Annotated in this window: 20 protein-coding genes; 10 read left to right on the top strand and 10 right to left on the bottom strand. The window is 44.8% G+C overall.

The window, feature by feature from the left end; genetic code table 11:
* Positions 1–146: 146 nt before the first annotated feature.
* The 3 genes from SFC66_RS01895 to SFC66_RS01905 all read left to right on the top strand — a co-directional run bounded on the left by SFC66_RS01895 (position 147) and on the right by SFC66_RS01905 (position 2,912).
* Entirely contained in the window at positions 147–1,505 is a 1,359-nt protein-coding gene (locus SFC66_RS01895) for an MATE family efflux transporter (RefSeq protein WP_411217013.1), read from the top strand.
* Positions 1,506–1,680: 175 nt separating this feature from the next.
* Positions 1,681–2,778, top strand: a complete 1,098-nt coding sequence (locus tag SFC66_RS01900; RefSeq protein ID WP_411217014.1) for a response regulator aspartate phosphatase — start codon at positions 1,681–1,683, stop codon at positions 2,776–2,778.
* 5 nt (positions 2,779–2,783) lie between these two features.
* Entirely contained in the window at positions 2,784–2,912 is a 129-nt protein-coding gene (locus tag SFC66_RS01905; protein ID WP_411217015.1) for a hypothetical protein, read from the top strand.
* 36 nt (positions 2,913–2,948) lie between these two features.
* Here the strand turns inward: SFC66_RS01905 and SFC66_RS01910 are convergent, their stop codons facing one another.
* Positions 2,949–3,818: an SMP-30/gluconolactonase/LRE family protein gene (locus SFC66_RS01910; protein WP_411217016.1), complete on the bottom strand. Its 870-nt coding sequence runs from the start codon at positions 3,816–3,818 to the stop codon at positions 2,949–2,951.
* A gap of 114 nt (positions 3,819–3,932) precedes the next feature.
* Here SFC66_RS01910 and SFC66_RS01915 point away from each other — a divergent pair, with 114 nt between their 5' ends.
* Positions 3,933–4,451, top strand: a complete 519-nt coding sequence (locus SFC66_RS01915; RefSeq protein ID WP_411217017.1) for a GNAT family N-acetyltransferase — start codon at positions 3,933–3,935, stop codon at positions 4,449–4,451.
* 149 nt (positions 4,452–4,600) lie between these two features.
* On the opposite strand, the gene SFC66_RS01920 is transcribed toward SFC66_RS01915, so the two are convergent.
* The 4 genes from SFC66_RS01920 to SFC66_RS01935 all read right to left on the bottom strand — a co-directional run bounded on the left by SFC66_RS01920 (position 4,601) and on the right by SFC66_RS01935 (position 7,359).
* A complete protein-coding gene (locus SFC66_RS01920; protein ID WP_411217018.1) occupies positions 4,601–5,062 on the bottom strand; it encodes a VOC family protein in 462 nt (153 codons plus the stop codon).
* 119 nt (positions 5,063–5,181) lie between these two features.
* Complete coding sequence (gene galE, locus SFC66_RS01925; RefSeq protein ID WP_411217019.1) at positions 5,182–6,171, bottom strand: UDP-glucose 4-epimerase GalE; 990 nt, start codon at positions 6,169–6,171, stop codon at positions 5,182–5,184.
* Between the two features lie 58 nt (positions 6,172–6,229).
* Entirely contained in the window at positions 6,230–6,487 is a 258-nt protein-coding gene (locus tag SFC66_RS01930) for a YciI family protein (protein WP_411217020.1), read from the bottom strand.
* Entirely contained in the window at positions 6,484–7,359 is an 876-nt protein-coding gene (locus tag SFC66_RS01935; protein WP_411217021.1) for an ROK family protein, read from the bottom strand. Before SFC66_RS01935 ends, SFC66_RS01930 begins: the two co-directional genes overlap by 4 nt.
* 165 nt (positions 7,360–7,524) lie before the next feature.
* On the opposite strand from SFC66_RS01935, the gene SFC66_RS01940 reads away from it, so the two are divergent.
* The 3 genes from SFC66_RS01940 to SFC66_RS01950 all read left to right on the top strand — a co-directional run bounded on the left by SFC66_RS01940 (position 7,525) and on the right by SFC66_RS01950 (position 10,372).
* Entirely contained in the window at positions 7,525–8,406 is an 882-nt protein-coding gene (locus tag SFC66_RS01940; RefSeq protein ID WP_411217022.1) for a GNAT family N-acetyltransferase, read from the top strand.
* A gap of 39 nt (positions 8,407–8,445) precedes the next feature.
* The gene (locus SFC66_RS01945) at positions 8,446–8,646 is read left to right on the top strand and encodes a DUF2536 family protein (RefSeq protein WP_411217023.1); all 201 of its coding nucleotides are present in this window, start codon (positions 8,446–8,448) and stop codon (positions 8,644–8,646) included.
* Positions 8,647–8,971: 325 nt separating this feature from the next.
* A complete protein-coding gene (locus tag SFC66_RS01950; RefSeq protein WP_411217024.1) occupies positions 8,972–10,372 on the top strand; it encodes a hypothetical protein in 1,401 nt (466 codons plus the stop codon).
* Positions 10,373–10,468: 96 nt separating this feature from the next.
* Here the strand turns inward: SFC66_RS01950 and SFC66_RS01955 are convergent, their stop codons facing one another.
* The 3 genes from SFC66_RS01955 to SFC66_RS01965 form a co-directional block, all read right to left on the bottom strand.
* Entirely contained in the window at positions 10,469–11,767 is a 1,299-nt protein-coding gene (locus SFC66_RS01955; protein ID WP_411217025.1) for a CitMHS family transporter, read from the bottom strand.
* 354 nt (positions 11,768–12,121) lie between these two features.
* Positions 12,122–13,048: an AEC family transporter gene (locus tag SFC66_RS01960; protein ID WP_411217026.1), complete on the bottom strand. Its 927-nt coding sequence runs from the start codon at positions 13,046–13,048 to the stop codon at positions 12,122–12,124.
* Between the two features lie 181 nt (positions 13,049–13,229).
* Positions 13,230–13,853 carry a GntR family transcriptional regulator gene (locus SFC66_RS01965; RefSeq protein ID WP_411217731.1) on the bottom strand — a complete coding sequence of 208 codons (624 nt, stop codon included), beginning with the start codon at positions 13,851–13,853 and terminating at the stop codon, positions 13,230–13,232.
* A gap of 250 nt (positions 13,854–14,103) precedes the next feature.
* Here SFC66_RS01965 and garR point away from each other — a divergent pair, with 250 nt between their 5' ends.
* From garR to SFC66_RS01980, 3 genes are all read left to right on the top strand, one after another.
* Positions 14,104–15,000, top strand: a complete 897-nt coding sequence (gene garR, locus SFC66_RS01970) for a 2-hydroxy-3-oxopropionate reductase (protein WP_411217027.1) — start codon at positions 14,104–14,106, stop codon at positions 14,998–15,000.
* Entirely contained in the window at positions 15,000–16,436 is a 1,437-nt protein-coding gene (locus SFC66_RS01975; RefSeq protein WP_411217028.1) for a four-carbon acid sugar kinase family protein, read from the top strand. The genes garR and SFC66_RS01975 overlap by 1 nt, the downstream gene beginning before the upstream one ends.
* A 65-nt stretch (positions 16,437–16,501) precedes the next feature.
* Positions 16,502–17,821 carry a gluconate:H+ symporter gene (locus SFC66_RS01980; RefSeq protein ID WP_411217029.1) on the top strand — a complete coding sequence of 440 codons (1,320 nt, stop codon included), beginning with the start codon at positions 16,502–16,504 and terminating at the stop codon, positions 17,819–17,821.
* 109 nt (positions 17,822–17,930) lie between these two features.
* Here SFC66_RS01980 and SFC66_RS01985 read toward each other — a convergent pair whose 3' ends face one another.
* Together SFC66_RS01985 and SFC66_RS01990 are read right to left on the bottom strand one after the other, a co-directional pair.
* A complete protein-coding gene (locus SFC66_RS01985; protein WP_411217030.1) occupies positions 17,931–20,042 on the bottom strand; it encodes a choice-of-anchor I family protein in 2,112 nt (703 codons plus the stop codon).
* Positions 20,043–20,475: 433 nt separating this feature from the next.
* A complete protein-coding gene (locus SFC66_RS01990; protein WP_411217031.1) occupies positions 20,476–21,066 on the bottom strand; it encodes a class D sortase in 591 nt (196 codons plus the stop codon).

Here is a 21,066-nt window from a genome sequence, read left to right on the forward strand (position 1 = left end):
ATATGATATGTACCCTTCCGACAAAAAAATAAACGACTTATCCACAGGCTTTCTCAAACTTTAGCACCAGAAGTACATGTTTTCGATTCTGGTTGTGTTACACTATTTGCTGTGTTTTATTTTTTCGATGACTTGGAGGCTGACATATGTATCAAACAAATACGATACGCGAAAAAGTGTCTTTATTTTTCCATATATTATGGCCTATCCTCATTACCCAGATCAGTTACAATATGATGACGGTGCTGGATACGATGATGTCCGGACGAGCCGGGACGGATGATTTGGCAGGTGTTGCCGTCGGCTCAAGCCTTTGGATGCCTGTTTATACCGGACTTACCGGCATCATGCTCGCCATCACGCCGATGGTCGGACAGCTTATCGGTAACAATCGCCGCAGCGATGTCGGGCGGACGGTCATGCAAGGTTTTTATCTGGCCATTGTCATTTCATTGGTTGTCCTTATCATAGGAGCATTTGCGCTTCAGCCGGTGCTAGGCATCATGGATTTGAACGATGACGTACATAAAGTAGCAACAGATTATTTGCACGGTCTTGCGATTGGGATCATTCCGTTGTTTGCCAGTGCGGTTTTACGTAATTTCTTTGATGCCCAAGGTTATACAAGAGTATCGATGCTGGTATTATTGATGGCATTGCCAATCAATGCAATATTGAATTACCTGCTCATCTTCGGCAACTGGGGCTTTCCTGAGCTTGGCGGAGCTGGCGCTGGGTATGCGACTGCACTGACATATTGGTTCATCTTTGCGACGAGTATATTCCTGACATTCAAGCTGAAGGAAATGCGCACGCATGAGTTGTTCGTCCGTTGGTACAAAGTATCCTTCCAGGCTTGGAAGGAACAACTGAAAATCGGCGTGCCGATGGGGCTCAGCACCTTTTTCGAAGCAAGCATCTTCAGCGTTGTCACCTTGCTGATGGGTTCCCTATTCGACACGACAGTCATCGCCGCCCATCAGACGGCCTTGAATTTCACGACGCTGATGTTCATGGTGCCGCTCAGCATCTCGATTGCCATGACGATTGTCGTTTCCCATGAAGTCGGCGCCCGCCGCATGGAGCATGCAAAGCAATATGCCATTCTTGGTGTGAGCTCTGCACTTGTGATCATCGGCATTTTAAGCTTGCTGCTGTTCCTATTCCGGGAGCAGATCAGTTACTTCTATACTTCCGATCGCGCTGTTGTATTGCTCGCCATGCAGTTCATGGTGTTTGCCATCATGTATCAATTTTCCGATGCAGCCCAAGCATCATTGCAAGGCGTGCTGCGCGGGTATAAGGATGTGACCATCCCATTCATCATCGCCTTCATCAGCTACTGGATTGTCGGGCTGCCAAGCGGCTATCTGCTATCACGCTTCACAACACTCGAGCCATTTGGCTTCTGGGTTGGCATCACACTTGGTCTGACTTGTGCCGCGATTGGATTCTTCTTGCGGCTGCGATTCATTCAGCGCAGATATAAAAGATTGGCTGCTTAAGACACCTTCATTCTGGAGGTGTTTTTTTATTGGCCAACTTTCCTGATTTCCATAAACTTCTCTCAAACTGGCTAATAAATGCAGCAAAAATAGACCTACTTTCCCAATAAAAATCTCCGAGGAAACATGCTATGCTTGTTTTAGGCAAAATCTTACAGACTAGGGAGTGTAACAGATGCGTTCTGACGTCACGTTCAACTCAGAAGAGCTAAGGGAACTGCTCAATTTGTGGTATATGAATATCAAATTGAAAAAAGTCCAAGCTGCGGAAAAGCTGAAAACGGAAGTGTCCGTTCAGCTAGCCAAAGGAGAAGCGAATGACGACGTCGTCAAGCTGGCACTTCTGATTCACAGCCGCCACCACATATTATGCAAAAACTATAACGAAGCTGAGAAACTGATCAGCCAAGTTGAGAGGTTTTCTCCTTACCTCAAGGAAGAGCATTATTATTATCTGCATTTATTCAAAGGGATGTATCTATACTCAACCAAAGATTATTACAATAGCATCGAAGAATATGGACAAGTCGAACCATATCTCAGCCATATTCACGATGAAATAGAAAAAGCCGAATTCTTCGATTTGTTCGCTTCCGCACTGTACTACCTGGATTATACGAATCGATCTGCCATTTATGCCGAGAAGGCGATTTATATTTATCAGCTGTATCCGACGTATGAGAAGAAGATGACGAGGATGAAGAATCTGATTGCCCTGAACTATATCGACATGGGAGAATACGATTTGGCTGAGGAGTATTTGCATTCTGCGTTGCAGGATTCTAACACAAAACAAAATGTACTTGTGCAAATGAGTATTTATCACAATCTTGGATTGCTTTATGAAAATAAAGGCCTTTATTCAGCTGCCAAGCGATATCTAGAAAAAACCCTTGACCACGATAACTTTGATGAATATATCAACACCCTTTATCTTCTGGCGAAAATAGCATTTGCGGAGGGAGAAAACGAAAAGGGAAAATCGTTTTGCGAATTAGGTATGAAGAGAGCAGAGAAAGAGAGAGACCAAGTTTATTACTGGCATTTCCAAGTACTCTATAACGCCAACTTGAGTCAGAACACCTACCCTACTGTGCTTAAAAAAGCTATCGAGTTCTTTAAAGAGCATAACCTTATGTATGAACTGCAAAAGTATGCTGATGAAATAGCTACTTATTACAGCAATGAAAAGAACTTTGAGAAAGCAAACTATTATTACCGATTGGCTTTGGGATACCAAAATAACGTTATAATGTTCCATTCAAGGAGGTGATAACAATGACAAAGAAACGCATTGCAGCATTTCTAGTACTTGCAGCTCTAGTTAGTTCAGTAGCAGGTTATTCATTCTCTGATCAAGCAGTAAAAGGTTCTTTACCTAACGCGCCTGTACTTACAGACTTCTAATACTTACAAGCAAAAAACCGGCATTCGCCGGTTTTTTTATTTCCCGAATGTATAGCTTGGTGCTCCCACTACATCGGTTTCATATACAAATATCCCACCTGCAAGCGGTTCTTTTTTCAGATCTTCTTCCGATAGACTTTGTCTTGCTGTCGTAATGTATAGAGTCTTCCGCTCCGGACCGCCGAATGTGCAGCTGGTCACTTGGCTGACGGGCAAGTGGACATCCTCCAGCCGCTCTCCTGTTTCCGGATTCCAGCGCGATACTTTGGAACCTCGGTAATGGGCAATCCATAGTTTCCCTTCTTCATCTATCGTCATGCCGTCCGGTTTGCCGTCTTTGAATGAAACGACTGTGCGCGGATTGCTGATCTCCCCCGATTCTCCGTCATAGTCGAAGCACTGCACCTCGCCCGTCGGGGTGTCGATATAATAGAAATATTTATGATCAGGACTCCAGGCAAGACCGTTGGAGTTGCCGATTCCGTCCAGGACACGTGTCAATGTCTGGTCTGCTTCCATCTTATAAAAAGCGCCTTTATAGTCGCTCCCCTTCTCCGGCATCGTTCCCGCCCAGAGTCTGCCGTATGGATCTGCTTTGCCATCATTGAAACGGTTGGATGGTCGATCTGCTTCCGGATTATGCAGCAGCACCTTTGCTTTGAATTCGCTATCGGTTTCATAGATGCCGTCTTCCATCGCCAGAATCATGCCGCCATCTTTCTTCAAAATGGCTGCCCCGACTTTTTGGTCGACAGCAATTTCTTTCTGTTCTTTCGTTTTAGGATTGTAAACATGAATGGATTTCCCGTTGATGTCCACCCAATTCAGCTCTTCGGTATCTTCCCGCCAAAAAGGTCCTTCCGCCAAACTCTGCTTCGCATCAATCAATAATTTCGCTTCTGCCATGTTCTCCACTCCCTTTATGTATGGATATCCTGCTATAGTAATACTATCACTATATTACATATTACCGGAATTTACGTCTGTTAAGCATGATGCTAATAACAAGGAGGTTATACTGTGTACGAATCTGCTCGACTGTTTATCCGCCCTTATACATCAGAGGATATACCTTTCCTCGAAAGTTTGGTAAGTGATCCCGAGGTTGTCCGCTATATCGGGAACGGCAGACCTCGAACCAAGGAAGGCGCCCGCTTGTTTTTTAATTGGAATTTGTCGCACACAAAAGACAATCAGCTGCTAGGGCTTCAGGTATTGGTAGAAAAGGATAGCGGAAAGAAAATCGGACACGCAGGGTTGATTCCGCAAGAAGTTGACGGTGTGACGGAACTGGAAGTTGGTTATTGGATTGCGAAGGATTATTGGGGGATGGGGTTTGCAACCGAAGCAGCATCGGCTTTTCGCGATATTGCCTTCGATCAGTTTTCAGCGGAGCATGTCATCGCATTGATTTATCCCGACAATACGGCTTCTTGTCGGGTTGCAGAGAAAATAGGCATGGAAGTTTGGAAAACGATTGAGAGACATAACAAAGATGTTTTGGTATACAAGTTGAATAAAGAGAAACGTCCACTTTAAAAAGGAGGATGTTTCTCTTTATTATTTTTATCTTTCTACTTTTTATTATTAATTGTATGTATGCATTTGCTTGGATGTTTGAAATTTTATAGTGCTTAGTTAGAGGACTTCTATTTCTTAAATGCCATGAAATAAATAAAAACTATTATTTATTTTCCCCTACCACATAAAGCCTCCCACTCATTCCACTTCATGATACTCAAATCAGGTCTTGGCGGATCATCTAATAGTGCTATAAATTCTATTGAATGCCCATCTGGGTCATCAAAATAGATCGATACTGCAGGCATAAATGGAAAAACGTATAAATCTTCTGCGCTCTCGTCAAAGAAGTTTGTTGCCTCGATACCTAATGTTGCTAAATAATCTTTTGCAGACGCAATATCTTCCAAATCTACTCTAAATGCAAAATGTTGTCTTTGTACTAAAGAACTTGGGTAATTTTCCCGTATGCCAAGCATAGACTGACCAGGTTGTCCTACCCAATAAAACTTGGACTTTCTTTCAGCATCCTCGTGCAAAGGAATAATATTCAGTAGCTTTTCATAAAATGCAGCTGATCTTTCATAATCACTAACATTGATATGTGTTTCAAAAATACCCTTTATCATCTAAGTTACTCCCCCTGATTACTCTGTATTTTTCTTAATTATCAATCAATATGGAATGTTATTGCAAATCAACTGCTTAGTTCTCAAAAAAGAACATCTGCTTTTGCAGATGTTCCCATTTATTCATCATACCCATTCGGACGATGCTGATGCCATCTCCAGGCATCGCCAATGATCTCCTTCATATCCGTACGCGTTGGATTCCAACCGAGTACTTCTTTAGCCTTCGAAGAACTTGCGATCAAGACTGCTGGATCTCCTGCACGGCGCGTGCCGATTTGAGCCGGGATTTCTTTTCCGGTTACATGTCGGGCAGCATCGATCATCTCTTTAACAGAGAAGCCTTGGCTGGAGCCGAGGTTGAAGATATCACTTTGACCTCCTTTATTCAAGTAAGCTAAAGCCAATAGGTGTGCATCAATCAAATCAAGCACATGAACGTAATCTCGGATGCACGTTCCATCTTCTGTCGGATAGTCGTCGCCGAAGATGCTGATCTGTTCGCGCTGACCAAGAGCTGTTTGCAGGATGATTGGAATCAAGTGTGTTTCCGGTCGGTGATCTTCCCCTATGTTACCGTTTGGATGAGCACCGCCAACATTGAAGTAGCGCAGGGAAACGAATTTGATTCCATACGCCACATCACACCATTTCATCATTTTCTCCATAATCAGCTTGGAGTCGCCGTATGGACTTTCCGGATTAGCGGGTAAGTTTTCAGTCAGTGGTACGATATCTGTGTCGCCATATGTAGCAGCTGTGGAAGAAAAGACTATCTTCTCCACATTCTCTTTGTACATCGTCTCCAGTAATACCTGCATACCGTAAACATTATTGCGGAAATACTTCAAGGGATCTTTCACGGATTCCCCGACAAGGGAGCTTGCTGCAAAATGGATGACCGCATCCACCTTTTCCTTCTCAAAAACACTTTCGATAAATTCAGCATCGCATATATTTCCTTCATAAAAGACACTATCCTTATGCACGGCTGCCAAGTGACCTGTCATCATATTATCGATGATCACAGTTTCATAACCTTTTTGCAAAAGCACGGCAACCGCGTGAGAACCAATATAACCAGCACCGCCAGTGACTAGTACTTTCACAATGGTCCCTCACTTCTCTTATGACGTTAGTTACAAAATATATGCATCTGCTCCGTATTTATACCTTATTCCATTCATGAAGCTCCAAGCTACGCACCCCGTTGACCAAGTACGGATCCTGCTCCGCCAAGTTCCTTGCTTCGGCTTCATCTTCCGTTTGATAGATGACCAGACCGCCGGCACCATCAGCGAAAGCTCCTCTGGCGAAGATATGTCCTTTTTCATCCAAGTCAGCGAGGAAATCCAGATGCGCTTGGCGATATTGCTGGTTCAGTTCGGGTCTTTCCATTTTAAGAAATGCTGCGAAATACTTCATGATAAAATCTCCTTTCCTTTTGCTTGAGCTTCTTTGGCTAACAGTAATGCTCCGACAATGCCTGCATTATCCTGCAATCCCGGTGGGACAAGATAATTCTCCGGAAGCGGTACATAGTCTTGCATCAACTGTTCCAATTCCTGCTGCACCATGTGATGCAGGCCTTCCTTCTTCATGACGCCGCCGCCCATGATGATCTTCCCAGGGCTGAGCACCAAAGTATAGCTCATGATTGCCTGTGCCAAATAATACGCCTCCAGCCGCCAGACTTCATCTTGGTGGTATAGCTTTTGCGCTTTTTCACCCCAGCGTGCCTCAATTGCAGGTCCGGCTGCGAGTCCTTCCAAGCAATCGCGGTGGTACGGGCAGTTGCCTGGATAAGCGTCATGTGCGCTCTTGCGCACTACTATATGACCCATTTCTGGATGTGAGAAGCCTTGCAGCGTTTTCCCATTCACGATAGCACCGGCACCGATGCCTGTCCCGACCGTAATATACAAGCAGCTGTCTGCATGTTTTGCCGCGCCGTGCATATACTCCCCTAAAGCAGCCGCATTGACGTCGGTGTTCAGCTTGACCGGCACATTCAGTTTGCTTTCCAGTTCTTTGAGCAGCGGATAATCTGTCCACTGCAGCTTCGGCGTGTTGCCGATCGTACCATAAGATGGACTGTTCTCTTTCACATCGACCGGCCCGAAAGCACCGACACCGAGAGCTGTGATTTGTTTATCATGGAAAAAATCGACAACCAGCTGGAGTGTTTCTTCCGGCTTGCTTGTCGGGAAAGATACTCTCTCCTCTACATTTCCGTGCTCATCACCGACGGCACAGACGAACTTGGTACCGCCTGCTTCAATGGCTCCATAACGCATATCTCTCACCTCATCAATATCTTTTATTCTACTATGGAAGCTTTCTTCTTGTTCGTCAATAGGTTCTAGCTGCTGTACAAATACGGAAATTGTTATAAAATAGGAATATCGAATAATTCTATTAAATGTAGAGAAACAGATTAGTTTGTCAGAAATGGGGGATGCATGATGACTGCTCTGCAAGCAGTAACTGCATTTGCGCATAAACAGAATTTACGTAAAAGTTTTAATACACTTGCAAAAAAGACTTTTGGATTCGATTTTGAACTGCTTTATAAAAGCGGACTGTGGAATGACCGCTATCATACACACGCCTTCGCAGACGAAGCGCAGATCGTGGCAAATGTTTCTGTCAGCTCGCTATCTTTACATATACAACAGCGAAAAATGAAAGCGATTCAAATCGGCACCGTCATGACCGACCCAAGCTATCAGAATCAAGGACTGTCTACACAACTGCTGCAGCGAGTCATCCAGCAGTATGAACAGGACACGGATTTGATGTATCTGTTTTCCCGCCGTGGCGTGGAAGGCTTTTATGAGAAACTTGGCTTCACCGCTGTCGAGGAGCATCTGTTTTCCATTCCCGTGTCTGCAGCTTTATATCCCGTTCCTGATTATCGCAAGCTGCAGCCGGCCGTCAATCCGCAGGACATGGTCGTCCTGCTGGATCGCTATGGCAAACGCCACCCGCAGTCTGACATCCTGGATGTATCGGATGCGCAGCATATTCTCGGCTTCCATACCTTGTATGACCCGGAAATCGAAATCATCGAACTCCTGGAACCGGCTGCTCTGCTGCTTTACAAAAAGATCGGGCAGACGATGCACCTGTACGAAGTGATCAGCCAAACCAAGCTCACCTGGCGCGAAATCAGGGATTATGTATCGCAATCCGGGATAACAGAAGTGATTTTCCACTTCACGCCAACATTCCCGGATCTGGAACCGATCGCCCATAAACATACCGAACGCGATACGCTGTTCGTCAACAAGCCAGAACTGCTGCCAGCTGTCTTTCAATTTCCCGAATTGTCCCACGCATAATATAATAGAGGAAAAGCTGTAACAGAAAGGAACATCATCATGCTAGATTTAGAAATGCTGAAAGACAAAGTCGAGTTTTTCGAAGCTCATGATCTGTCTGACTTAGAGAAGAAAATCAATGAACAGATCCAGCACAATAAAGCCATTTTGCTCGAGCTGCATCATGTAGCCCATAACATGCACGTTGACGAAAACGGACGCAGATTTTATAGCGCGGTTGCGCATTTTAAGGCAAAATGATAACACAGTGAATGCCACACTTATAACGAATGCTTCACACTAAAAATACCGTCCACGCTGGACGGTATTTTCCGTTTCTTAGAATATGATCCCCGTAACAATCGCCACGGCAATAACCGCAAATGCCGTTCCGATTCCCACAGAATGATATAACGCTTGCAGTTCTCAAACTCTACCTTACAGCTTGCTTCTCATTCTTGAATTAAGCAACAGATATAACGGAGTTAAGAAATACCAATATTTTTAGCTTAATAAATAAAATATGGAATAATTGGTAGTATACTAATTAAGTATGAGAATAATAGCAAAAGAAAGAGGTTAAGAAATGCTGAAAGGTAAGTTTTTAGTAATAATTTTATGTGTTTTATTAATAGGGGGAGGAGGTTACTATGGATATAAGACATTCTTAGCCAACACTCCTAATGAGAAAGTTAGTGCTAAAACAAAGAGCACTGAAGCAGAAAAAGCTAAGGAGATAGCAAAAGTATCTGAAGATGATGCGAAGAATGTTTTAGATAAAAATATTGATTCTATCTTTGAAGCTTTTGATAAAGCAGTTGATAAAAACAAGTGGAGTGAAGGGAACGCTGTAGATTTCGCTAAAATGAAATCCGATGTTGAACCATATGTGACTGAAGCATTTGCAACGGGTAAATTGAAAGATACATTGGAAAGTGCCTATGATAATCTAGATAAATCCGTTAAACCGAACTACGATAACAAAATCCGATTTGAATCTGAACAAAGTGAAGATGGAAAAACTTTAAAAGTTAAAACATTGGAACCTGCTTCTGATGTTGACAATACGGCCTATCAATGGGAATTTGAATTGGTTTATCAAGATAACGAGTGGAAAATGAATGATTGGAATCATACATCTCTTAATAATGAAGATTTAAAATTCACTCAAGAAGAAGCACAAGCATCCTTGCGGGTTGAAAAGGATCAAGCAGTTACTTTTGTAAAAGAGTATGAATCTGAAGAAGCTGATGCAAATGCTTACCTCTTTGAATTGAAAAGAAGTGGATTTGATTACGTTAATTATGCAGCGGTAAGCTCTAAGGATTTAAGTGAAGTTACTGACTATGAAAATGAGATTGAAAGCAAGTCCGAAACAGATAACGCAGCTGATACTGAAGCTACTAAGAAAAGTTCTGATGCTCATGCTGATTCAAGCAGCAGCGATGAAAAAGAAACAAGCACCGAAGACGAAATTGCTACTGAAACAAGTGAAGACAATCAAAAACCAGAAATGGATGGTTCTCCTATTGATGGATCGAAAACAGAGACTGGCGGAACTGGATATACACTTCCGGATGACTTGAACCTATATCAGACTTGGTATACATCTCTAAACTTTGGTGAGATAGAAGAACAACTTGTTGGCACTAAGTTCGGAGAGCCAATTGATCTATACGAAAATGATGAAGGAGATCTCGTACTCGAATATTTGGATGCTCGTTACTATGTTGAGATGAATGGCGTGCATAGAGTTGATATCATAGGGGACAAACCAGCTCAAATGTATGGAAACTTTGACGATGTAATAAGTCAATTTAACCCAGATCCAGTCTATGCAGATTATATAGACGAACGTACGCAAGATGCTGACGGATATAAACTCATCTTAGAAGGCTATAGCGGGAACTTTACTTTTATCTCAGATAATGAGCAGGGCTCTCCTATCAAGAAAATCATTGTTGAGAAAGTCGAACATGAGTATTGATTATAAAAGCTAAAAAAGATCCGCATCACCAAACACGGTGATGCGGATCTTTTTTCTATTGAAGTAAACTAATTATGTCCTAGGTATTCATGTTTCTTAGAATATGATCCCCGTAACAATCGCCACGGCAATAACAGCAAATGCCGTTCCGGTTGCCCACAAAATCGTGAATCGCTGGAATTCCCCGAAGTCGACTTTCGACATTCCGACCAGCAAGTATGTAGCTGGTACGAGCGGGCTGAGCAAATGGACAGGCTGGCCGAGCAAGGATGCACGTGCGATTTCCACAGGTGCGAAGCCATAGTTGGCGGCAGCTTCTGCCAAAATCGGTACAACGCCGAAGTAATACGCATCATTGGACATGAAGAATGTGAATGGAATGCTCGTCACGGCCACGATGATGCTGAATGCCGGACCCCACGCATCAGGAATGATGGAGATGAGACTTGATGCCATTGCATCCACCATCTTGGTACCAGATAGGATACCGGTGAAGATACCAGCGGCGAATACAAGCGACACGACCGCCAGCACGTTGCCAGCATGATCGGCGATGCGTTCTTTTTGCAATTTCAAATTCGGATAGTTGATGGTGATAGCAAGTGCGAATGCCAGCATGAACAGCACTGGAAGCGGCATGATGCCTTTGATTAGACCGAACATTAAGACAACTGTCAATGCAAAGTTGACCCACAGAAGCTTCGGACGCTTCAAGGAGGCATCGACTGTTGCTGCCTGCTGCTGCAGCATGCGCTGTTCCGCATCATCAAACGTTACAACGCCAAGACGTTTTCTTTCCCGGCGTCCCAATATATAAGCAGTGAAGAAAATCCAGATGGCCCCGCCGATCATCGTCGGAATGAGCGGTACGAATACATCACCCACATCAACATTCAAAGCAGCAGCCGCCCGGGCAGTAGGTCCGCCCCATGGCACCATATTCGTCAAACTCACACACATGACGGCAATGGCAGGCAGAATGAGCGGATTCATCTTCAACCGCTGATATAGCGGGAAAAATGCAGACACAGTGATCATATAACTTGTCGTCCCATCCCCATCCAGAGACACGACAAGTGCAAGTGCAGCTGTCCCCATGACGATTTTCGTCGGATCCCCTTTAACCGCTTTCAAAATACGGCCGACGACTGGATCGAATAATCCTGCATCAATCATGATTCCAAAATAAAGAATCGCGAATAATAGCATGATTCCGGTTGGTGCCAAATCAGTGATGCCCTGCAGTGACATTTCCCCTATATCACCTGCATGCCCGGTGAAAACAGCGAATAGCGCCGGAATGAGCATCAGCGCAATGAGCGCCGAAAGCTTTTTCGTCATAATCAGATACATGAATAAAAAGACCATCAAGAAACCCATTATAGCTAAGAACATGCTAAATCCCCCTCATCATCTCCTGAAACAATTCCCCCAAACCCTAAGCAGCGTTGCATATTTTATTACATACATTGTATGCGCTTCCAATTATAATTTCAATAGTTTTGTTACTTTTTTAAGTAAGAAAATATAGTGCTATCGCTTAGACTGCAGTACGATAGCTTTCTCCGCTTAAAATCAGGTAATTCCACCTATGTTTATGCAGGCGTAATCGTTTCATAAACTCCCATTAGCATAACACATATATTTAAAAGAGTTACGCTATATACCAGTACCAATTTTTCTATTTCTGTTAAAGCTCTTGTATTATCGTCTCTAAAAACTTTATAAACACCTATCAAATATTATGTCTCATCCAAACAATAAACCTGCCATATACACAACGATCGTCACGGTGATGCTGCTCAAGATGGTTGTCATCAGTACGGTCTGCGCCGCCAGATCTGGATTATTGTTATACTCCAAAGCGAAAATCGAACTGTTGCGTGACGTCGGAAACGAACTGGCGATGAAAAGTGATTGTGCTACCGTACCATCTAGTCCCAATAAGAAGATGATCCCCAAGGCTGCTGCCGGCCCGATCAGCAGACGTGCAATCGTACTCAAATACAGCACAGCATGAGGCCGCTTCAACTTGATTTGTGCCACTTGCGCTCCGAGTGTGATCAGCGCGACGGCAAGGAAGGCATCAGCAATCGATTGAATCGGATTCCACAGTACATTCGGGATGTTCCAATCAAGCGACGCACAAATGATGCCCAGGATGATGGCATAAATCATCGGCAGACGGATGAGTTCCTTCAAAATGGCATTTCCCTGACTTTTGACGCTCACCATATTATAAAGCCCATATGTAAAGGTGAGCAGGTTTTGGTATACCATGACGATCAGCTGAATCGAGACCCCGAGCGGATTGGTCTGGAAAACAAGCTGGCTGACGGGAATTCCGTAGTTACCAGAGTTCATCAGCACCACACTATTCTTATACGTAGCAGCCACTCCGCGTTCAAGCTTGAACAGCCTGCTCGTGATTTCGGTGAAACCGATCGAAAAGGCAGTGAATAACAGCAAAAATAGAATGATCTGACCGAATACGGATAATGGCATACTGCTTTGATACATATTGATAAAACCGTTCACAGGCAAAAAGCAATACGTCAAAAGCTTGGATAGCGTACCGAGATGTAATGAAAATTTTCGCTGCAGGATGACGCCGACACCAAGCAAAACCAATAATGGCGCAATAACTTCCAGGAAAATCAGTGATAAAACAGCCATCTGCTCCCTCCTCTTTGTAAGCGAATACAAAATCATTATACTGCTACCATTTATAAAAAACTATAAGGTGAGATGGAAAAAAAGCAGCCACCATGTGGTGACTGCTTTCTGTTTGACTGCTGGAGCAGCTTGTTTATGCAAAAGAAATGACAGTGTTATCGCATTTTCCTGACAGCAGTCATTATTGACTCATCACATGCAAATAAAAATTCAAGTCATTCTCAAGATGTTTTTTCATCATGATTTCGGCTTGTTCGCCATCCCTGTCCTTGATAGCCTGATAAATTTCCTCATGCTCATCAATCAAATGCGGACGATTATAGATGACGACCGTTTTCCTGAACAGATAAATGATTGCCTGCATTCTGTCGATCATATCTATCATGATCGGGTTATGACTGGCTTGTACAATATCATTATGAAAACTTTCGTTGGCATGCATGATTTCTTCTTTCGTACCAGTCCTGCCAATGCTGACATACTCGTAAAGTTTCTGGATCTCGTCCTCTTTCAGGAAAGTTGCTGCACAGCGAGCTGCGTATCCTTCCAGCAAAATCCGCACACTGAACATATGCCGCAAATCTTTCTCGGTCGGTTTCACTACCCGCTTCTTGATGATCAGTCCCTCATATTCCAGCTTCCTGATTGAGTCCCTGATTGGTGTTCTGCTGACACCGAGTTCAGCTGCAATCTTTTCTTCCACGATCTTACTTCCCCCTGGAAGATCCCCGTTTAATATCTTATCGCGAAGAATTTCATAACTTTGATGATACGCCGGACGAGAGCTGTTATTATCTAACACCATTTTCACCTCTGCCTCTCCAAACTAGTTACTTTCATAGTACCAAACCACTTTCATAAAAACATACTTTAATAGGTTGAAACGCTTATAAGTGTACGTAATCAGATAAATTGTACATAGAAACATCAAAATTGTATACAAAATGAGAAATATAGTATACAATGTAAACGCAAACATGAAAGCGATTACTTAACAACCTTATAAACTAAAGGTCTTTTATATAAGCGTTGTCTAAATACAAGGAGGAAATAGCATGTCAAAAAGAATTGGCTTTGTTGGACTAGGAATAATGGGTAAACCGATGGCTTTGAATCTGATGAACGTTGGACATACATTAACGGTGAACGATCTGAATCAAGAAGCAGTTCAAGCCTTGGTGGCTGCTGGTGCAACTGCTGCTCAGTCTCCAAAAGAAGTAGCGGAAAACGCTGATATCATCATCACGATGCTTCCAGCTTCCCACCACGTCCAATCTGTCGTCTATGGGGAGAACGGCATTTTGGCAGGTGCCAAACAAGGCAGCATCCTGATTGATATGAGCTCTATCACTCCTGCTGTTTCGGTTGAGATCGCGGAACAAGCGAGTAAAACAGGCGTCGGCTTCTTGGATGCTCCTGTCAGCGGCGGCGAACCGAAAGCAATCGATGGCACGTTGGCAATCATGGTTGGCGGTAAGGAAGAAGTGTTCGAGAAAGCAAAATCCGTTCTCTTCGATATGGGAAGTGCCGTCACATTAGTAGGCGACAACGGCTGCGGCGTCACTGCCAAATTAGCGAACCAAATCATCGTGAACCTCAATATCGCAGCCATGTCAGAAGCTCTTGTATTGGCAGCGAAAGCGGGCATCGACATCGAAAAAATGTACGAAGCAATCAGAGGCGGCCTTGCAGGAAGCACTGTGCTTGATGCGAAAGTACCGATGATCCTTGAAAGAAACTTCAATCCAGGCGGAACGATCGCCATCAATATGAAAGATATAACAAATGTCATGGATACAGCCCACGAAATCGGCGTGCCGCTGCCATTATCCAGTCATCTGCTGGAAATTTTCCACGCATTGAAAGTCGACGGGAAATCCATGTCCGACCACAGCAGCATCGTGCAGTATTATGAGAAATTGGCAAATACCGAGGTTAGGAGATCTGTCTAATGTGTGCAAATAAACGGAATGCAGAAGAAGTGTTCAAAAAGATACCATCTGTTGATGCAAATACGGTGAACGAATTGTACGAGAAAGAACTTAAGAATCTTGATAAAAAAATCATTGTGCTGGACGACGACCCAACTGGCGTGCAAACGGTCAATAATATCTCCGTATATACCGACTGGTCCCTGGACAGCATCCAAAAAGGCTTTCAAGAAGAAAACCCGATGTTCTTCATCTTGACGAACTCCCGTGGCTTCACAGCAGCAAAAACGGAAACGGTGCACCGCGAAATCGCCTTGAACATCATCGAAGCTGCCAAGCAAAACAATCGTGATTTCACCATCATCAGCCGCGGTGATTCCACACTGAGAGGACACTATCCTCTGGAAACACAAGTGCTGAAAGATACGATCGAAGCTAACTCTGACACCAGATTCGATGGCGAAGTGCTGCTTCCATTCTTCAAAGAAGGCGGCCGCTTCACCATCGATGACATTCACTATGTACAAGATGAAGCGCAATTGATTCCTGCTGGTGAAACGGAATTCGCCAAAGACCGTACGTTCGGATACAGCAAATCCCACTTGGGAGAGTATGCGGAAGAAAAATCAAACGGTCAATACAAAGCAGATAAGATGGTGTATATCACACTTGAAGATCTGCGCGCATTGGACATCGATGGAATCGAGCAGCAGCTATTACAAGTGAAGGATTTCAATAAAGTCATCGTGAATGCTGTCGATTATATCGATGTGAAAATCTTCACTATTGCGCTGATCCGTGCTATGGGGAAAAAGAAGAATTTTATGTTCAGAAGTGCTGCAGCGCTTACGAAAATCATGGGCGGTGTGGCAGATAAGGCTCTGCTCACACGCGAGGAATTGGTAAGTGAGGATAATGAAAATGGCGGTCTGGTGATCATCGGCTCCCACGTCAAAAAGACGACAGAGCAGCTGAAAGCATTGCAGGATCTGGATTCTGTCCACTTCATCGAATTCAATGTCCATCTTGTGCTGGAACCGGAAAAATTCGAAGCAGAACTCGATAGAGTCATAGATACGACCAATCAGCTTATACGCGAAGGTGAAAATGTCACCGTTTACACCAAAAGAGAAAGACTGGATCTTGGCGAAAACAAGAAAGAGGAAGAACTGCAGCTTTCCGTCAAGATCTCGGATAGCGTTACGAGCATCGTAAAACGCCTGGATGTAAAACCTTCCTTCATCATCGCCAAAGGCGGCATCACATCAAGTGATATCGGTACGAATGGATTGGAAGTGCAGCGCGCAACCGTTGCCGGCCAAATCCGTCCCGGCATCCCAGTGTGGACGACAGGAAATGAAAGCAAGTTCCCAGGACTGCCTTACATCATTTTCCCAGGCAATGTCGGGTCGAAAACAGACTTGAAAGAAATCGTCTCGATGCTAAGCCAAAGATAACATGCATTACCAGCTATATACGAAACAGACATCTTACGAAAGCCAAATAAGAAAAGAGGATTAAAATGCCGATTATTTCCGTCATTATAGGGGTAGCTCTATTATTGATTTTAATGATGACTTTTAAATTGAATGCTTTTGTATCCCTGATCATAGTTTCATTGGTAGTAGGATTACTGGAAGGCATGACACCGCTCGAGGCAGTGGCATCGATTGAGTCTGGTCTCGGCGGCACACTCGGCCATTTGACGATGATCATCATCTTCGGAGCCATACTCGGTAAATTGATGACCGATTCTGGCGGCGCCGAGCGCATTGCCAAAACATTAATCAATGCTTTTGGCGAAAAAAGAATTCAGCTGGCGGCTGTCATCACCGCTGCCACTGTCGGAATCGCCCTATTTTTCGAAACTGGCGTTGTCGTGTTGATTCCATTGGTATTCACCATCGCAACAGCTGCCAGGGTGCCGGTTCTGTATCTAGGTATGCCAGTGATTGCAGCTCTCATCACGATGCATGGATTCGTCCCTCCCCACCCTGGCCCGACTGCTGTCGCAGATGTATTTGGTGCCAATATCGGGTTGACGATGATTCTCGGCATCATCATCGCCATACCAGCTTTCATACTTGCTGGTCCGGTTTATACAAGGTTCTTTAAAAAGGAAGCTTTGGAAATCGATATACCAAAAGGTTTGTTCAATCCCAAAGAGTTCAAGGAAGAAGAACTCCCTAAGTTCGGGATAAGCCTTTTCACCGCACTTTTGCCGGTGATCCTGATCGCATTGCAGGCTATCGTTGAAATCTTTGCACCAAACTCTTTCATTGCACCTGTCACTGATTTCATCGGTAATGCGAACGTTGCGTTATTGATTTCCGTCCTGGTGGCTATCTTCACTTTCGGTTTGAATCTTGGCAAGAAAATGCCAGAAGTGATGCAATCTTTAAGCGGCGCTGTAAGCGCTATCGGAATGATTCTATTGATCATCGCTGCCGGCGGTGCTTTCAAACAAGTGTTGGTCGACAGCCATATCGACAAATACATTTCCGACCTGATGGCCGGATCTACGCTGTCTCCACTACTCTTGACATGGCTGATTGCCGCAATCCTGCGAATCGCAGTAGGTTCCGCAACCGTTGCCGGCATGACAGCAGCAGGAATCGCCGCACCGCTCGTCGCCTCTGCCGGCGCAAGCCCGGAATTGATGGTACTGGCCGCTGGTGCGGGAAGCGTGACATTCTCCCACGTGAACGATGCCGGCTTCTGGATTTACAAGGAATACTTCAACCTTACCATCGGTAAAACGATCAAAACCTGGTCCATCATGGTAACGATCATTTCGCTTGTCGGTCTTGCAGGCGTACTTATCCTGGACCTATTCGTTTAATGATGTAAGAAGTAGAAAACCAGCTAACCTGTCTGACAGGGAAGCTGGTTTTCTTCTGAATCTGTGTAGCATACAAAAAAGCAGCCACCACCTGGTGACTGCTTTTTCCTTATCGTTTGCGCAGTTTGTTGATGCCAAAGAATATCACACCTGCTGCCAGCAGGACCATCCCGCCGACAAGCCAGTTGAATACATTCGTACTCGTATTAGGCAGCTGCTTCCCTTCCTGGTCACTTGCATCAGATGCAGCAGAAGTCGTTGTCGGTTCACTGTCTTCCTCATCGATTGCCGTCTCGGTTGACGTGTTTTCTGTTAAGGTTTCCTGCGGGTCGGTCTCTTCTTCTCCGACTACTTCTTCTGTTTCTTCTTCACCAGCTGTTTCCTCATTTTCCTCTGCATCTGGTTCTTCCTCTCCATCAGCTGGCTGTTCGCCTGCTTCTGGTTCTGGTGATGCTGCTGGAGGTTCTTCTGCTTCATTTTCCTCAGGTTCTGGAGCTGTTACCGGCTGCTCCGTCTCTTCCTCTGGAACAGGTTCTGGCTGCGGCTCTGGTGCATCTCCAAGTGCATAAGCTGCGATCGTTCCGGATACTTCATGAGACGCCAGCAGCATTGCCTGTTTCGTCGGGCTGTCTTCAGGCGCGATATATGTCAGGCCTTCCGGTGCGACATCTCCACTAGCAGCATCCACTGCCGCTTCATCTCCTTGGAAATAACGGCTTGTGAAATAGGACGAAAACGTCGGGCTGGTTGGATTTGTCACGTCATATGCCATGATACCGCCTGTCCGCTCCAAACCGATGAACGCATACGTCTTCCCGTCCACATCACCAGTGATGACAGCTTCTGGTTCCGGGCCTTTGTCGTCGCTGCGGTTATCCAGCTTATCTTCATCATTCGTCGTATTGAAATACTCCGGTATCGCTTGGGCTGTGATCTTCTCGAAATCAGAGCCGCTGTCATACACTTGCTGCAAGCTATCGGCATCCCAAATCGAGAAGCTTCTTCCGCCGTATCCGTACACCGCTTCATATTTCCCATCGGCGTTTTTCGGTGCCACGATACTTGTCTTCAATCGACCCAGCTGCTCGTCCTCGAATAAGCCATTCTCGACAAGCTGATCCAGCTGTTCCTGTGTATAACCTTGATATAAGTCCGCATTGAGTGCGTATGCATCTTGTTCAGCCAGATCCGCTACACGCAGTTCCTCCGAGAATCCTGACCAGTCCTGTGTATCGCCTTCATTGGCCGTGATAAGGTATGTCTTGCCTCCGGAGTTGAAGGCTGTCATACCATCTGGCATATACATGCTGAGCACCGGCCAGTTGGCGATTTGGATGCCATCGTCTTTATTGGATGGATCAAGCTCCACGCCTTCTTGTGAAAAGTCTTTGTATCCCAAGCTCTTCACTGTGGTGAAGCTGTTCGTCTGCAAATCAAGCTTCGCGATGGCGTTGCTTTCCTGTACTGCTACATAGGCATAACGATTATCTTTATCGACGGTTATGTATTCAGGCTCCAGATTCTCGGCATACGAACTGTTTTCCGGATCCGGATTCACTTTACGTACATCAGGGTCCACGATGTCATCGGTGAATGTCGCTGTCTCGGCTGTTAGGTTGTCCACCCCATCCACCACCGAAATGATACTGACGGAACCTTCCGGATTGACCGTATAATCATCTGATGGCTCCCCTTCATTTGCCACAAGTATCTTCGTACCATCATGCGTGAACGTGACCATATCAGGCAAAGCACCGACCTTGACGCTTGCAAGTTTGTTTCCGTCCGTATCAAGCAATACAACGTGACCTGGATCGGTTTTCACTGCGCTCGGTACCGACACGGCAATATAATCACCTTCCGGATGAATGGCTACACTCGTCACATCAGACGCACTCACGCCGAACGACTCCAGCGGGACACGCTTCAGGAGCGGAATTTCACCGTTTCCGTCTTTCAATGCGTTCAAGTCCAGGATATCCAATGCTCTTGCAGCTCCATTGACTGAGAAAGCACGTTTCGTATTGCTGTCGTATGCAACGATTTCCGTTCCGCCTTCACCGATGCCGCTGCCACTTGCGTAGCGGCCGATTTGTTCCACCTGAAGCGCTTGTCCTTGATCTTCACCGAAAACTTGCAAATCCGCCGCATGCCCTGCTGTCGGTATTGCCATAGTTGCTGCTGCCAAAGACATCGCCGTCCATCTTTTCCATTTCTTCAATTATGCCACCTCAACCTATCATTAAATTATGTATGATAGCAATCATAGCTCACAGCCGTGAAGACCCTGTTAAATATGTATAAAGTTCTTGTAATTTTAAAGTACAAAAAAAGGATGCCACATTCATGGCATCCCATATTCCCTGTCTATTTCCCACGTATCCATCAACACCCCACGTAATCAGGACACTGCAAACCAGTGATTGTCTTGTCGCTCATTATCTCGCAATCAAAAAGTACATCGACAGCATACTTGCATAAAAAATGCCAGAAACCAGAATACCATTCCACAAACCGGCAAAAACATCATTTTCCTTCAGGATCATCTTTTCGTCCTTTCTTCTGCCATGGCAAGATTTCATATGAACAACTTCGGCTTGGCGGCTGGTTACTCTGTAGTTTCCGACAGTACTGGATAAAGCGGATTATCCCAATCAGCTTTTTGGCACAACTTCCTTCAGCTCTCCGGTTACAGCCACTCGCTGTTTGCCGGAAAGCGTACATGTGACTAAAGTGATTTCCGGATTATCGCCATTTTCCAAAATATCGATATCATCAGGCTCGACGATTTTGACATTGCTGACTTCATAAATGTACTCGGCATCTTTATCTCTTAATTTGACTTCAGCACCTGGCTTCACATCAGGCAGCTGACGGAAGAAGCGATCATCGCGATAACCGCGATGACCAGCTATTGAGAAATTGTCCTTGGCAGGATCTTGATCTGCCTTGATTTGAGTCAGTGCGATAGCCAAATTGTCATCAGACGTTTCATTGAGTACATATTGTTCCAATTGGATGGATGGAATCTCAAGCTTCATCGTCTCTGCAAGTTCTTCTTCCGACCACTTTCTCTCTGCCGCATCCCCCGCTGGCGGCTGCTCTCCTGCTTCGATGCTTGCAAAGGCTTTTTCCAATGCAGTCACTTCTTTGGCATGCATTTTCTCTATGGTGAGGGGAGTGGCAGCCAATGCCACTCCTAATAAGAGAAAGACAATCCCAGTGATGAGCTTCCCTTTTTTCAT

This window comes from Terribacillus saccharophilus, from assembly GCF_046592895.1.
Taxonomy (GTDB): domain Bacteria; phylum Bacillota; class Bacilli; order Bacillales; family Amphibacillaceae; genus Terribacillus; species Terribacillus saccharophilus_D.

What these genes read in the sequence shown, in the direction of transcription:
- SFC66_RS01940 (WP_411217022.1), top strand. Translation starts at nt 7,525, where the DNA reads ATGATGACTGCTCTGCAAGCAGTAACTGCATTTGCGCATAAACAGAAT.
- SFC66_RS01920 (WP_411217018.1), bottom strand. Translation starts at nt 5,062, where the DNA reads ATGATAAAGGGTATTTTTGAAACACATATCAATGTTAGTGATTATGAA.
- SFC66_RS01975 (WP_411217028.1), top strand. Translation starts at nt 15,000, where the DNA reads ATGTGTGCAAATAAACGGAATGCAGAAGAAGTGTTCAAAAAGATACCA.
- SFC66_RS01910 (WP_411217016.1), bottom strand. Translation starts at nt 3,818, where the DNA reads ATGGCAGAAGCGAAATTATTGATTGATGCGAAGCAGAGTTTGGCGGAA.
- SFC66_RS01905 (WP_411217015.1), top strand. Translation starts at nt 2,784, where the DNA reads ATGACAAAGAAACGCATTGCAGCATTTCTAGTACTTGCAGCTCTAGTT.
- SFC66_RS01990 (WP_411217031.1), bottom strand. Translation starts at nt 21,066, where the DNA reads ATGAAAAAAGGGAAGCTCATCACTGGGATTGTCTTTCTCTTATTAGGA.
- SFC66_RS01945 (WP_411217023.1), top strand. Translation starts at nt 8,446, where the DNA reads ATGCTAGATTTAGAAATGCTGAAAGACAAAGTCGAGTTTTTCGAAGCT.
- SFC66_RS01930 (WP_411217020.1), bottom strand. Translation starts at nt 6,487, where the DNA reads ATGAAGTATTTCGCAGCATTTCTTAAAATGGAAAGACCCGAACTGAAC.
- SFC66_RS01950 (WP_411217024.1), top strand. Translation starts at nt 8,972, where the DNA reads ATGCTGAAAGGTAAGTTTTTAGTAATAATTTTATGTGTTTTATTAATA.
- garR (WP_411217027.1), top strand. Translation starts at nt 14,104, where the DNA reads ATGTCAAAAAGAATTGGCTTTGTTGGACTAGGAATAATGGGTAAACCG.
- SFC66_RS01960 (WP_411217026.1), bottom strand. Translation starts at nt 13,048, where the DNA reads ATGGCTGTTTTATCACTGATTTTCCTGGAAGTTATTGCGCCATTATTG.
- SFC66_RS01935 (WP_411217021.1), bottom strand. Translation starts at nt 7,359, where the DNA reads ATGCGTTATGGAGCCATTGAAGCAGGCGGTACCAAGTTCGTCTGTGCC.
- SFC66_RS01955 (WP_411217025.1), bottom strand. Translation starts at nt 11,767, where the DNA reads ATGTTCTTAGCTATAATGGGTTTCTTGATGGTCTTTTTATTCATGTAT.
- SFC66_RS01980 (WP_411217029.1), top strand. Translation starts at nt 16,502, where the DNA reads ATGCCGATTATTTCCGTCATTATAGGGGTAGCTCTATTATTGATTTTA.
- SFC66_RS01965 (WP_411217731.1), bottom strand. Translation starts at nt 13,853, where the DNA reads ATGGTGTTAGATAATAACAGCTCTCGTCCGGCGTATCATCAAAGTTAT.
- SFC66_RS01900 (WP_411217014.1), top strand. Translation starts at nt 1,681, where the DNA reads ATGCGTTCTGACGTCACGTTCAACTCAGAAGAGCTAAGGGAACTGCTC.
- SFC66_RS01895 (WP_411217013.1), top strand. Translation starts at nt 147, where the DNA reads ATGTATCAAACAAATACGATACGCGAAAAAGTGTCTTTATTTTTCCAT.